This window comes from Paenibacillus etheri (genome assembly GCF_001012825.1).
In the GTDB taxonomy this organism is placed as follows: Bacteria; Bacillota; Bacilli; order Paenibacillales; family Paenibacillaceae; genus Paenibacillus_AQ; species Paenibacillus_AQ etheri.
This window is the reverse complement of the sequence record NZ_LCZJ02000025.1, coordinates 35,663-50,748: the sequence shown is the minus strand read 5'-3', so window position 1 is coordinate 50,748 and position 15,086 is coordinate 35,663. Positions and strand designations below refer to the sequence as shown.

Annotated in this window: 7 protein-coding genes; all 7 read left to right on the top strand. The window is 41.2% G+C overall.

Annotation, left to right across the window (positions count from 1 at the left end):
- Nucleotides 1-166: 166 nt before the first annotated feature.
- The 7 genes from UQ64_RS14595 to UQ64_RS14565 all read left to right on the top strand — a co-directional run bounded on the left by UQ64_RS14595 (nucleotide 167) and on the right by UQ64_RS14565 (nucleotide 15,054).
- Nucleotides 167-7,213, top strand: a complete 7,047-nt coding sequence (locus UQ64_RS14595; protein WP_167348484.1) for a glycosyl hydrolase family 95 catalytic domain-containing protein — start codon at nucleotides 167-169, stop codon at nucleotides 7,211-7,213.
- 480 nt (nucleotides 7,214-7,693) lie between these two features.
- Nucleotides 7,694-7,984 carry a hypothetical protein gene (locus UQ64_RS14590; protein WP_060624191.1) on the top strand — a complete coding sequence of 97 codons (291 nt, stop codon included), beginning with the start codon at nucleotides 7,694-7,696 and terminating at the stop codon, nucleotides 7,982-7,984.
- Nucleotides 7,985-8,380: 396 nt separating this feature from the next.
- Nucleotides 8,381-8,800 (top strand): DUF1259 domain-containing protein, encoded by a 420-nt coding sequence (locus tag UQ64_RS14585; RefSeq protein ID WP_060624190.1) that lies wholly within the window; start codon nucleotides 8,381-8,383, stop codon nucleotides 8,798-8,800.
- Nucleotides 8,801-8,854: 54 nt separating this feature from the next.
- A complete protein-coding gene (locus UQ64_RS14580; RefSeq protein ID WP_060624189.1) occupies nucleotides 8,855-9,277 on the top strand; it encodes a DUF1259 domain-containing protein in 423 nt (140 codons plus the stop codon).
- Between the two features lie 217 nt (nucleotides 9,278-9,494).
- A complete protein-coding gene (locus UQ64_RS14575; protein ID WP_060624188.1) occupies nucleotides 9,495-10,718 on the top strand; it encodes a chloride channel protein in 1,224 nt (407 codons plus the stop codon).
- A 386-nt stretch (nucleotides 10,719-11,104) separates the two neighbouring features.
- The gene (locus tag UQ64_RS14570; RefSeq protein ID WP_060624187.1) at nucleotides 11,105-12,169 is read left to right on the top strand and encodes a LacI family DNA-binding transcriptional regulator; all 1,065 of its coding nucleotides are present in this window, start codon (nucleotides 11,105-11,107) and stop codon (nucleotides 12,167-12,169) included.
- 1,208 nt (nucleotides 12,170-13,377) lie between these two features.
- Nucleotides 13,378-15,054 (top strand): type 2 periplasmic-binding domain-containing protein, encoded by a 1,677-nt coding sequence (locus UQ64_RS14565; protein ID WP_060624186.1) that lies wholly within the window; start codon nucleotides 13,378-13,380, stop codon nucleotides 15,052-15,054.
- The last annotated feature ends 32 nt before the right edge of the window (nucleotides 15,055-15,086 follow it).

Genomic DNA, 15,086 nt, shown 5'->3' with positions numbered 1-15,086 from the left:
AAGCGTTATCATTTCGGCGGTAATAAATGGTAACAACAACATAACGTTAAATATTAAAAATGGGGTCGATGACAATGAGATGCTAATAGTTTCATATTGGTCAATGTTGTCCTTTTTACAGTAACAATTATTTTAACATTATATATAGAAAATGGGTGAAGATAACATGTTGAGGAAAAGAATTATAGCGATGGGGCTTACAACGGCTCTCTTCACGTCGTTGTTCGCAACAGCTCCTGAGGTTGTCCGTGCGATTAGCACTGACATCAAGCCTACGGAGATGCGAGGTATTCATTCCAAACAAGTGGCAACGTGGTGGAAGGATGCAATGGTTAGCGGTAATGGTTTATTAGGGGTCATGGATTATGGAGATCCTCTCAATGACACGTTCATTTTTAACAACACTAGATTTAATGTACCTAATAACGGAGTACGCGAAGCGCCTGATATTAGTAGTGTCTTGAAGGAAGTTCGTGATCTTGTTATGGCCGATAAAGGAAAAGATGCGGCTGGTAAGGCGAATCAAGCGGCGACGAATTGGCTTCGTGAATATTCAGGAGACAGTAGAGCGAACTGGAATATTGTCAACACCTACTCGTTTCATCCGGGTTACAAGGCTAAGTTAAACTTAACATCGTCCGGTACGCAATCGAATTATGATCGCTGGACCAATTTTGAAACGGGTGAGGTCGGCGTACAATGGAGCGATGCGAAAGGAGATTGGCTGAGGAAAACTTTTGTGTCACGGACCGACAATGTCATCGTTACATATATGGAAAAGCCGACACAAGCGAATGATTTTAGTGCTACGGTGGAGATCGATGCTAAGTCTATGCCGAATTTCGATAGCACAGGAATTTCATTGAATAAAAAGGTTGATTCAAAAGGCGACTATTTATCGTTAAAAGGGAAATACACATCACAAGCGAATTCGCCACTAAAAAGTGGTGGTTATGCAGGCGTTACCCAAATCGTTACAGATGGCATTAAAAGTGTTGTTGATGAGCGTGTCAATATTTCGGGCGCAACGCATATTGCTCTAATAACAAGCCTTGATCGGCAGGATAAAGATTTTGAGCTTAATGATGACAAGCTTGTAGATAAATTGCTGGCGGATATTTCGAAAGTTCTAGAGAAGTATACGATAAATGGAAAACTTGATTATGCGAAAATGCTAGCTCCACATGCTGAAATTCATGGTGAGATGATGAATAGGGTCAAGCTCGATCTGAATGCGGATTTGACAGATCGTTCCCTTACGAGCGAACAACTTCTTGATAAGCAAAGAGAAAACAAACAAGAATTAAATACAGCATTAGTTGAGAAAATGTTCGATAGCGGTAGATATGCTTACATCTCATCAAGTGGCTTTGGTCCTCCACGACTGATGGGGATATGGACAGGTGAATTTATGCCGCAATGGATGGGGGATTTCACGACCGATGCGAATGTTAATCTGCAGATTGCCGGCGGCAACATTGGAAATACACCTGAGGCCATGGAAGGTTACTTTAACCTGATCATGAATCAAATCGCAGACTGGGAACTCAACGCAGAGCGAATTTTTGGCTTCAAAAATGCGATTTTAGCCCCTCCTAGAACGGATGGCGAGGGCGGAGCATTAACGCATTTTACGACTGATGATTCCTTTCCGGGTCAATATTGGCTTTCCGGAGGCAGCTGGCTTCTTATGCCTTTTTATGAGTACTATTTAACTTTTGGTAATCGCCAGATACCTGATGGTAAAGGTGGAGAGGCACCTGTACTTGATATTCTGTATACAAACTTGACAAAGGTGGGTAATTTCTTTGAACAGCTTTTGACGGATGATTATATGGATAAATACGGTAAGCACATTCTGGTTCCTACTTATTCACCGGAAAATTATCCCTCAAATCGATCTTCAACACTTCAGCCGAATGCAACCATGGATATTGCATCGACTAAAGATGCGCTAAAAATGCTGATTGACGTTGCCGAGGCAAGTGGGCATTCTGAGGATATTCAAAGGTGGGAGAGTTTGTTGAACAAACTCCCAAGTTATGTATACAACACAGATGGCTCTTTGAAAGAATGGGCGATGGAAGGAATTGAAGATCAAAATTATCACCGACACATCAGCCATTTGTATCCAGCGTGGCCGGCGCATGAAATCGAGGAAGGAGATTCTGCTCTTTTCGAGGGATCTATGAAAGCCTTAGACAACCGCGTACAAGAAAGTGGTCAAAATGCCGCACACGGACTTGTTCATAACGCGCTAGTTGAAGCGAGACTTAAACGGGGTGCGGGTGTTTATGATGCAATTAAGCCACTTTTTACCGATAATTATTTCTTTTTGAGCTTAATGACCTCACATAATGATAATTGGCAAAGTGTGTATTGTACGGATGCATCGATCACGATTCCAGCTATCCTGATGGAAGCATTGGTATATTCGAATGCTAATTCGATTGAACTTCTTCCTGCGTTGCCAGAACAGTGGCAAAAAGGAAGCATTTCAGGCACAAAAAGCAGAAACCAGACGACCATTAAAAATCTTTCATGGGACATGAGTCAAGGGACGATGACAGCTGTCTTGAACTCCGATATTAATCAGGATCTATTACTATCTAGCAAAAAAGGAATCGGAAAGATAGAATCAACAGGCGCACTTATTACTGCGGTACCAGGGAAAGTGGATACTCGTTCATTAGCAATGATAGCTGGTAAAGATGTTACAGTGAAAATTAGCTTGCCTACGTTTAATTCTGACGAATCTTATGCACTCTCAAATTCGTTTAGCAACATGTTTTTGCAGGTCAATGACGCTTCGAAGCTGGATGATGCACAAGTAGGGCAAGGACAAGGTGGGATAGATCCGGCTCAATTATGGAAAATAGTGAAACGAGAAGGTACCTATTCTTCTATCGTCAACGTCAACTCGGGAAAGGCGATTGACGTTTCTGGAGGCTCATCCTTGGATAGTGCAGATATTATCGAATGGGATGAGAATGGAAATATTAATCAACAATGGTCTATTTCGGATGCATCCGATGGCTACTTCACCATCGTGAACCGTTCGAGCCAAAAAGCCCTAACTTCTCTTAGCGACAGCACTGGAGAAGAGATACGTCAAAGAACGTTGAGTAATGCGAACAATCAGATGTGGAAGTTGAATGATGTTGGGGGTGGGAACACACAGATCATCAGCAAAAGTAGTGGGTTATCGCTGAAGGTTAAACACAATCCAACTTTTATAGTACAAGATAAGGTTTCATTCAAGGCAGCTGCAAATCAACAATGGGGTTTTGAGCCCTTAGATAGTGAAGATATTTATAAAATTACTAATTTAAATAGTGGCAAAGTGCTTGAGGTTCAGAACCTATCGAGCGATGCACAGACTATTGTACAGCAGAGTCTCTGGTCAGGGGGCGATCATCAGAAATGGAAAGTCGAGCCAACAAATGACGGTTACTTTAAGCTAACCAATGTAAAAAGCGGGTTGGTACTCCAGCTAAGCCAGCTCTCGCTTGGGGAAGGAGTGCATGTAAATCTGGGGGTATGGGATGATTCTATGCTGCAAAAATGGAGAATAGATCATGATCTATACCAGCAACCTGTGCCTATAGGCTTAACCTCCGCGTTAAAAGGTAATGAATCGGTTAACGTTGGAGAAGCTTTCGACTTGACATACGTAATCAGCGGACTGAAGGATACGGAAAAAATTAAGAAGTTAGATGCCGTTATTGCTTACGATCCGGAATTACTTGAGTTTGTCTCAGCCGAATCGCTAATTGCAGGTCTTTCAGTTGAATCATCTGATGTTATAGCACCAGGACAAGTGCGCATCGTTCTGGAAGGGGATTCTAAAGGTATCATTGAATCGCTGGATTCGCTTACGCTACATTTAAAGGCGAAAACAAGTGATAGACCATCAGCTGTTGTAACGGTTAGAGACGTGCAAATTACTATGGGACTAGGGGAGAAAGTGCAAGTTTTCGGTAATGCCATTACCTTGAATCTATACTCTTCCGTATCGGGTATTCAAGTGACTGGACATGGAGACAAATCCGCCATTGATACGAACCGAGGAACATTACAGATGACGGCAGCTCTAACTCCGGACAACGCTCAAAATAAAACCGTTACATGGTCTGTTGTTAATTTGGACGAAACGGCTACTGATAAAGCTACGATAAGTGCAAGTGGTTTGCTGAGTGCTGCTAAGAATGGGCAGGTCAAAGTTGTAGCGACGGCTAATGACGGGTCTAATGTTAAGGGTGAAGCTATAATTTTACTTAGCAATCAGTTAAATAAGCTATCAGGTCAAGTCTTCGGTACAGGTCCATCATGGAAAGATTGTTCCTCATGTACATTCGATAAAGCGATGGATGGAGATACAAGTACCCATTTTGATGCACAAAATGCAGATGGACAGTATGTTGGTATAGATCTAGGCAAATCAAATGAAAGTAATATCCAAGTTATCCGCTATTTCTCTCGCCCAGACAATGAATGGAGAATGATAGGTGGGAAATTCCAAGGTTCAAATACGTCTCAATCTGCTGGGTTTAAGGATCTGTATACGATTGAGTCTAAACCTTCTCCTGGTTGGACTGAAGTGAATATTGCAGATCAGGCGACAGCATACCGGTATATCCGTTATTTGTCCCCTAATGGCGGTTATGGAAATATATCTGAAGTTGAGTATTATACGGGACTAGCTCCAATCAATGAGATTACAGTAACATTTAACAGCAATGGTGGTAGCAAAGTGGAAAGTATTTCTGTAACATCAGGCACCACAATTACAGAGCCAGTAGTACCGACAAAAGAAGGTCATATATTCATTGGTTGGTACAAGGATGAGGAATTAACAGAGAAATGGGATTTTTCATCTAATCATGTGGAAGATCAAAATATTATATTGTACGCGAAGTGGAAAGCTACGGTTGTAAGTGTAGAATCTATTACTTTAGCTACCGCTAATGACTCAGCAGTGATTGATGTAAAAGGCGGAAGCCTGCAGTTAACAGCGGAGTTGCTCCCAGCTAATGCCACTAGTCACATTGTTAAATGGTCCGTATATGAGGCAGATGGCGTGAGCGCAACGGATAAAGCAACGATTGATCAAAATGGATTGTTAACAGCAGTGAAGGATGGAACAGTCAAAGTAATTGCAGCCGCAACGGACGGATCAAACGTTCAAGGTGAGAAAGAAATTACCATAACGAATCAATCTTCTGACGGAGGCGAGAATGGTGGTAATGATGTAAAGGTAGAATCTATCATTATAGCTGGCGCTAATGACTCAGTAGTGATTGATGTAAGAGGCGGAAGCCTGCAGTTAACGGCGGAGTTGCTCCCAGCTAATGCTACGAATCACACGGTTACATGGTCCGTCTATGAGACAGATGGCGTAAGCGTAACGGACAAAGCAATTATTGATCAAAATGGATTGTTAACAGCGTTGAAGGATGGAACAGTCAAAGTAATTGCAGCCGCAACGGACGGATCAAACGTTCAAGGTGAGAACGATATTACCATTACAAATCAATCTTCTGACGGAGGCGAGAATGGTGGTAATGATGTAAAGGTAGAATCTATCTCTATAGCTGGCGCTAATAACTCAGCAGTAATTGATGTAAAAGGCGGAAGCCTGCAGTTTACAGCGGAGTTGCTCCCAGCTAATGCCACTAGTCACATTGTTAAATGGTCCGTATATGAGGCAGATGGCGTGAGCACAACGGATAAAGCAACGATTGATCAAAATGGATTGCTAACAGCAGTGAAGGATGGAACAGTCAAGGTAATTGCAACCGCAATGGATGGATCAAACGTTCAAGGTGAGAAGAATATTACCATGACTAATCAATCTTCTGGGGGAGGAAACGACGGAGGAAACAACAATAGTGGAGGAAACAACAGTGGCGGTGTTAACGGTAGTGGTAGCACCGGTGGCATTACGAAGCCTGCTACAGAGCTCCCTGTTACAGAGAACCCTGCTGTATATGAACCGAGAACATCTGAGCTAACCATTGATACTGCGAAAAATAGTGTAACTGCCTCACTCGATAGGAATCAGTTTGCGAAAAAAGTGAAAGATTTTGCAAAATCGACACAAGCAGGATCTACATTAACTATTGAAGTGGCTGGAGCTTACGGACGTTATGATATACGCATTCCAATGGAGGCTTTACTTGAATTATCTACGAGTAAGCCGGATACGAACTTGTTGATTCGTAATGCATTTGGAAGCTATAAATGGCCCGTTGCAATGTTAAATAACAAGGATATTCAAAGTGAAGTAGATGCTGATACAATACTTATTGTACACTTACAAAACGTTGGAGATGAGCATGATCAGAAGCTGGATATTATGATTTCTGATAATGGAATGAAGCGACTAAGTGATCTTATTGAATACACAGCAATGCTGCAAACGAAGAAAGCGGTGTACGATATTCATTCCTTTGGCTATGTGGAACGGACATTAGTATTAGATCAAGTGATTCACAATTTTAATGAAGTAACCGTAGTGAAGTATGACCCGGTGACAGGAGAAATGCGATTCGTGCCATCACAATTTACCGTTAAAGATGGTCAAACAATCGCTACGATTAAAGATCACTCGAATGGATCTTATGTCATTGTGCAGGGCAAAAAAGTATTCGATGATTTGAAAGGTCACTGGGCACAAGCAGATATAGAAGCACTTGCGTCTAAGCTAATTGTTAACGGTATAACAGATCGAACCTTTAATCCTGAAGGTGAAGTTACTCGAGCGCAATTCGCTTCTCTGCTAGTAAGGGGCTTAGGTTTATTGATTAATGATACTGATCAAGTATTTGACGATGTTGCAGCAAAAAAATGGTATGCAGCAGATGTGAATACAGCAGCTCAGTACGGTTTAGTAGAAGGGGTAGGGAACAATAAGTTCGACCCTGACGCATTCATCACAAGAGAGCAAATGATTGTCATGATTATGAAGGCGGCTCAGCTCGTGCAAGGTGATACGGGCTCTGGAAGCAATCAGTTAAGTACTTCATTAGTTGTATATTCTGATCAGACGCAGTTATCTAGCTTTGCTCGTGAAGCCGTTCAATGGGGAGTAGATATGGGAATTATGAGCGGTACATCGGCAACGAAACTCGCGCCGAGGGAAACAGCAAGCCGCGCTCAAGCAGCAGTAATGCTGAAACGTGCTTTAGAAATGTTGAACTTTATTATGTGAAATAAGAGTTGCGATTTATTAAAAGGATACACCTATCTATGCTGGAGGTAGTTCAACAACATCTGATCCAAGTTTCGAAGGAGTAGGAATTGATTTTGCCTTTATAACTGTTGTTTAAAGAATTCTAGCTAAAGTGTGGGGCTTCCGTATTTATCAGGAGCCCTTTTTAGTATTTGGATTGATGAACCAATGTCTATGAAAGAGAAGGAATTGTATTATGTATTTCATGAAGGATACCAATTCGTTGTTGACCTAGAATTGGATTCATTCATTTGTTAATTGGTGGTATATTGTAGTTATAGCCGATATTTTCATTCTGATATAAAGTTTTTTATGACTTATTAAAGTGAAAAGTGAAAATCTAAAGGTGAAATAGTGAAAATTATGTTAAGCTTAGGATTCGTGTGATTTATGGATTAACATGATATTCTATAACTATAACAGAAAATTAGGAGTGGTAATTTGAGAAGACAAAAACCAATGACCATGGAAGAATTGATGAATGAGTTACAAGGTCAGAAAACGTATCAAGAAGATCCCAATCACATCTCTTTCGAGAAATTGTTTAATGAAGCGTTTATGAGTAAGTATTCCAATTGCAAGAGTTTTGATGAGTTTGTAATCAAAGGGAACTTTCAAGTAAAGACAGAAGAAGATGTTGCTGACATCCCTGATGAACTTTTTGATCGTCATGTAGTTAGAGAGACGAAGTTTGCGGATTGGAAATCCATGTTGGAAACAGCGAATAAGGAATACGTCCGTATTTCATGAAACAACATGTAATAAAAAAAGTCCCCCGTTTGTGATAGGGGATTAAAACACCTTACAAGTTAAAATAACCAGTCGCCGGTAGTCTATCGGCGACTGGTTATTTAGTTTCGCTTGAATCTGAATTATTGCCATCGTTGTACATGTGAGATCTTCCAGATAAAATTTTTCATACTTTAGCGTGGAATGAAACAGATTGACCCTGTTTAGCCGAAGAGATTCAGGTATTTAACCTGTTTTTCGCTCGGCTTTTTCTTTTGACAAGAGTTTTGGATTTTCAGGGTAAGTACGTGAATGATCAACACGACAACCTGATATTCGTTTATCCTCAGTGTTTCGCCCATACACTTTTCTTTTTTGGTCATAAGATATTTCGAAAATGAGTAAAGGAGGATTTATATGGCTGGAAAAGTGAAGGTTAGCCCGCAATTTAAAAGACTTTGTATGCAATTTGGAAAAATTCTAGGTGGTGAATCGGAAGTTGAAGAAGGTCCGGTTTGTTTTGTCATGCGCATGACAAATTTAAGGGAGACGATCCTGGGAAGAAGAACGCGCTCTCCTTTGGTGCAAATGCAAATGTTTTCGTTTGAATCTCTTGATAAGTCAGGCCGCGCGCTTTGTTTGGGAGAAACTGCTGTACATCAAAATCAAGTAAATCGATTGATGTCGAATCTCCGTAAACGTGGGATAAAAGTGACTGCGCTTCATAATCACTGGCTAAAAGAAAACCCTCGTTTAATGTATATGCACTGGGAATCCATTGACAATCCAGTTGCGTTTGCTAGAAAAACCAAAGAATCCATTGCATTCTTGGGTTAATGCAGTTGAGCGATGAAGTTGGATTCTTAACTTATTCTGAAAGGATGATTTCGTATGGCTGAACAGGTGAAAGCAAGTCCCCGTTTTAGAAGACTATGTAACCAATTTTCAACCATTTTAGGTGCAACCGAGCATGAAATTACAAAGGGTCCGGTATGTTTTGTCACCAGAAACAGGAAAGTAAACGCTTCAATTTTGGGGAGAGCTACCACATCTCCATTGGTCCGTTATCAACTGTTCTCATTTGAATCACTGGACAGTTCAGGCCGTGCACTGTGCTTAGGGGAAACGGCTCTCTTTCAGAACCAAGTCAATCGATTGCTGTCAAACCTTCGCAGGAACGGGATTAAAGTAACAGCAGTCCATAATCACTGGTTGTTTGAGAATCCACGTCTTATGTATATTCACTGGGAGTCGATTGATAATCCCGTTGCATTTGCAAGAAAAGTAAAACGTTCGATTGCCTTTTTAGGTTAATGATGAGGAATCATTCAGTAGGCATTTCGGGGGATATAGCGATTACTGGTTTTCTCTCTGAACACTCGACACATGTGGAAACTATCTCTCTGCTGAGACGTATAACATAAGTATTGATAAGAAATAATTAAGCTGTAACGAACCCTGCCTGTGGTAACATCAGAAATTATTTATGCACTAGGATCTGTGCTTTTTAGGAAAGCGGGGTAAAAAGAGAATGAAGTTTTTAGGAGCAGGTATTTTTATTCTATATAGCATCGTTACAGGAGGGATTGTTGGACTTTTCGTATGGAGCTTTCTCGCTATTCTTTCTGTAACGACTCGCTTTTTATGGGTTGATTTACCGAATGTAATTTATATTGGATCTTGGACACTAATCGTGAGTGTAGTTGGCGGTATTTTGATAGGTTTATCTCAAAAGTACCTTGGTAATTATCCACGATTAACAGATGAAGTAGTAGCAGAATTCAAACAAACCAAAAGAATTGATTACAGGTCAGTGTTTAAGGGCGGCATAATTGCAATTTGTGTACTTTCTTTTGGAGCCAGTCTTGGTCCCGAAGCGGCTTTAGTCGGGATTGTAGGAGGCCTTTCTACGTGGGCAGGAGATGTTTTGAAATCTTTAGTTAAGAAAAAATCTGTATTAAATGAACATGGAGATATCATCATCGAATATAGTATTGAGACGACAATGGGTATGGTTTTTAGGGCGCCGCTATTTGGAGTTAGTACATTGTTTGAAGATAAAAAAGAGTCAAGGTATATTAAGTTATTAAAGACAGTTGTATATTCATTAACTACTGCCGCAGGTTTTTCTGTATTTATACTATTATCCAAAATAGATAACAAACAATTTTCAATAGCGGATTTTGGTGCACCAGCATTAGGCGGATTTGAAATATTGGCTTTAATTCCGTTGATCCTTTTAGGAGTATTGTTTGCAAAAATATATAAAATTTTTAGTGTTAGTGCCCAAAAAGTACTCAAACCACTTGAAAATTATAAAGTCATTCGAGCAGTTATTGGTGGGATAGTACTAGGATTAGTTGGTACGATTCTCCCTATTACTTTATTTTCTGGGGAACATGAGTTAACCGAGTTAGCTGCTAATTGGACCGGTATGTCAGCTTATTTACTATTGGCAATAGGTATTTTAAAGCTATTTTTAACTGAATTTTGTTTAGCCTCTGGTTGGCGTGGAGGACATATCTTTCCTATTATTTTTGCAGGGGTAAGCATAGGCTATGGAATTGCGTTGTTATTCTCGATAGATCCGGTAACATCCATTGCCGTAGTCACCACATCTCTCACCAGTGCAGTACTCCGGAAGCCACTGGCTGTTTTTTTGCTTTTAATCTTGATCTTCCAAGTGAAGCTGGTTATACCTATGTTAATTGCAGCATATTTACCAGTCTATTTATTAAAGCTGAAACGGGGATAACTTAAGGATACAATATTAGCTGAATTCAGCCACATCTTAGTTTGTTCTACTTTCAGCACTCGACACATGTGGAGTACTTCATATTGATGGTTCGTAATTTCTAAACGAGATGTGACAGTATTGCTCAAGTAAAGCAGTGAACCTTATTATAAACAGTGATGATGCGAATGACGTGATAAGTAAGGGGAGTTCGACTCCCCTCGGCTCCATCGAGTAACCCGCTCTCAGAGCGGTTTTTTTACGTATATAGATAGAAACTTTTTTGCTAGGAGGAACAATAGTCCGTTGGGCGACACTCCGATCTATTAACAAATTAAATTTAATTGCTATTTACATTTCTTGTTGGTAAAATGTTTAGTAAATTAAACCGAGGGTGTGATGGTGAATTGGTCACAATAAAGGATGTTGCGAGAAAAGCGGAAGTTTCTAGTGCTACGGTTTCGCGTGTGTTGAACAAAGACTATACATTACAGGTTTCAGAAGATACGAGACAGAGAATCATTGTGGCAGCCAAAGCATTGGGTTACCGAAAGGGAGGAATGCGTTCGAAAAGACCGATTGATACAGAAATCGTGAAGAAAAACGTAGGGCTGCTTATTACGTGTTCGGAGAAATTGGAGTTTTCTGACCCCTACTTTTTGTCTATTCGACAAGGAATAGAACAAGAATGCGTTAAACAAAACATCAATGTATCCAAGATATTTCGGCTTATGGATGAATCTGAACATGTTATCGATTCGAACGAGTTGGATGGTTTGTTTGTCATCGGCAAAGTACACAACGAGCTTTTGAACCACTTGACACGGATGAAACAAATTATTTCCGTTGACTACATGATCGATGATAAATTCGACTCCGTCATGTTCGATTTACAGAAGGCGGCTAGACAGGCCATTCATCATCTCATCGCGCTAGGTCATCGAAAAATCGGTTATATCGGCGGAATCAGTTACATTCGTAAGATAAGCGGTAGAAGTTATGCTACGGATATTCGTCAACTTGAATACGAAGCGATCATGAAAGAAGCAGGATATTATAATCCGAAGCACATCTTTGTGGGGGAATGGCGAACAGAGGAAGGGTATGCCCTCATGAGACAAGCATTGGAACAGGATGATCGACCTACAGCTTTCTTGATTGGCAGCGATCCAATGGCCATTGCGGCGTTGAAGGCCGTGAGCGAGTTCAAGTTAAAAGTCCCTGAAGATATTGCTATCGTGAGCTTTGACGATATTCCGTTCGCTTCTTTCGTCACTCCTCCGTTGACAACCGTAAAAATATTTTCCGAAGAAATGGGGAGGACAGCCGTAAAATTAATGGCCGATCGTTTCAATGGGCGTGAAATTCCTCTGCATGTCACAATACCTACGAATCTTGTCATCAGGAATAGCTGTGGATCGGAAAGTGGACGTACTAATATTGATTTGCAAAATAGTGATGCTATGAGCTAAATGCCTAGAGTGGAATTCCTGAGCTCCTGGCATTTGAATAGAGTTTCGATAAAACGGTAGCCAAACGCGGGACTGGATTTATTGGCTATCGTTCGCTCGATCTTGCATGAGGATGTACCCTCTCTTCCCTGAAGAGACTAGTTTCTCCCTCCCTCACATGAAAGTAGTGAAGTCGTCCTTCCCCCCTATACAGCACCTAAATACCTTATTGTTGCAATTCATATCACCCAGAAGATTATCGATGTTCAAGTGACACTTTGTAATATGTAAAATAATTCAGTGGACGTATTGACATTTACCTAAATATCAGTAAAATAAAGCCATGTTTAATGTTTGTTTTACTAAAAAACATATTGTGCATTGTTATTAAGTTCGAAAAAAAGGGGAAAGTAAGTGCGTGCAGAAGGAGGGGGTTTTTTTTAGATCAGAAATGAAAGCGGTGTCATCACAGACGTCAACTTTATTTATAACGAGTGAAGGGAGTCCTATGAAAAAAATTAATGAGCGTTGTAGCTAAATCTTAGTCCTGTCCACGCTTGCGCGGAATGCTTAAAAAGAAGAAACAGCGGCAACGAGGCGCAAGCTAAACCATCCGCTTTTTAATCCTCATCCACAGATCTGGAGGCCAAATCGAACGAGCTTAGTTGAGAATGGCCGAAGATAACGATTGAAATTTAGCTATTCTACGTGTCAAGCCATTCCGGATAAAGCGAAGAAAAACGCAAAACAACTGCATCAGTACATCCTCGAAAAAATTAACGTGAAAATCAACAAAGTCGTTTACTAGGGTAAACGCAACGAAAAATAAAACCTGGTGCTCTTATCGAAGGATTATCCCGAAGTTATCGCCGGTATGGACGAAGTAACCGTAACCAAATGGGATGCCTAAAGCAAGGCGATTCGAGCTTTCCCCCTATATCCAGCACCTAAAACCCTAATTGTTAGAGTTCATTTCACCTAGAAGTGTATCGACGTTTAAGTGATACTACATTATAAGTAAAATATTTCAGAGAATGTATTGACATTTACTAAAATGTGGGTAAAATTAAGCCATATTTATAGTTTGTTTTACTAAAAACTTCATTGTTGTCAAATCCGAAAAAGGGGAAAGTCAGTACTAGCAAAGGAGGAACATTTTTTAAGATTCATAATGAAAGCGGTGTCATTGTTGGATGTCAACTTTATTTCTAACGAGAGAAGGGATTTCTGTGAAAAAAACCTTAATGGTCGTTCTAGCGTTAATGTTGGTCCTGTCCACGCTTGCGGCATGCTCGAAAAACAATAACGGCGGCAACGAGGCGCAAGCTACTCCAACCGCTACTGAATCTGCATCCACAGATCCGGTTGCCCAATCGAACGAGTTTGGTTGGGAACTCCCGAAGAAAACGATTGAATTTAGCTATTATGCGGGTCAAGCCAATCCGGATAAAGCGGAGAAAAACGCCAAGCAACTGCAGCAGTACATCCTCGATAAATTTAATGTGAAAATCAACAAGCTTGTTTACGACGTTAAACGCGACGAAAGACAAAACCTGATGCTCGTATCGAATGATTATCCCGAAGTTATCGCCGGTATGGACGAAGCAACCGTATCCAAATGGGTTGCCCAAGGCAAGGCGATCGAGCTAGGTCAATTCATCGACAAGTATGCTCCGCATATCAAAGAGCAGCTTGGTGACCTGTACAAAACTTACTTAACCGACGGAAAGTTGTATGCGCTTCCTAGCTATTGGGGACTATTGCCGATTCCGGACTACGCTGCACATATGCGTTATGACTATTTGAACGAGCTGGGCAACCCGACATTCGAGACGGCCGACCAATTCTACGACATTTTGAAGCAAATGCAAGCCAAGCATCCAAAGAACGATAAGGGAGAAAAAACGTACGCGCTTTCGGCATACGCTCCGGTTACGACCAATACTGTGCCGACGCTTGCGGGCATTTGGGGCCTAAAAGAAGGTTATAAAGTAACGCCGGAAGGTGTAATGACGCATTGGGTCAATACGCCGGAAGGTCTCGAATTGACGAAATTCATGAATAAAATTTTTAGGGACGGCTTGCTTGATCCCGACTCGTTCATTAATAAATACGAAAACATGAAAGCGAAAATGTCCACCGACCGCGTAATGGGCTATGTCGGCGCTTGGTGGATCGGCTGGAACGCCGGCCACGAATTATGGCAAAAAGCGGATACGAAATGGACGGAAGACAAGCGCTTCATGCAATATGCCCTGAAAGCGCCTAATGCGGAACATTCGTATATGTCCGGTAAAAATGCTAGAAGCGGCAATATGACGATTATAACGGACAAAGCGAAAAACCCTGAAGACATCGTCAAATGGTTGGATTTCTCCATGACTGATATCGGAACCCGTTTGATCGGGTGGGGCGTTCCGAATACGGATAAATCCACTTGGAAATTCGAGAAAGACCAACCAAGCTTCGTCGACGCTGCAAAGCAAGCGATTCTCGATTCGACGTTCGACTATGACGCCGGTGAGCTGATCGGCATGGATCAATTAAATTTGGTTTCGCCCGATGGAACGATGAAGGACGATGGCAAGAGCACCTACTGGTACGATCAAAATTTCAATGAAGAAGCCAAATGGAAGAAAATGCTGAATGACAATCTGAAGGATACAATCTACGACAATACTTTCGGCAACATTCCGATCCTGGCGAACAATCCGTTAGCAGTAACCGATAAACAAATCACCGATTTGCTAGAAACGTTATGGTCGAAGGCGGTCATGAGCAAGACTGAGGAAGAAAGCGTCGCGAATTTCAAAGCGATGCAGGATAAGTTGAATGCCGCGGGTCTGAACAAGATCGAACAATTCAAATCGGAAGAATACCAAAGAAGATTGAAGGATTGGAAGTAAGGACGCCCGGGAGGAAGGGGGGTTCCCTCCTT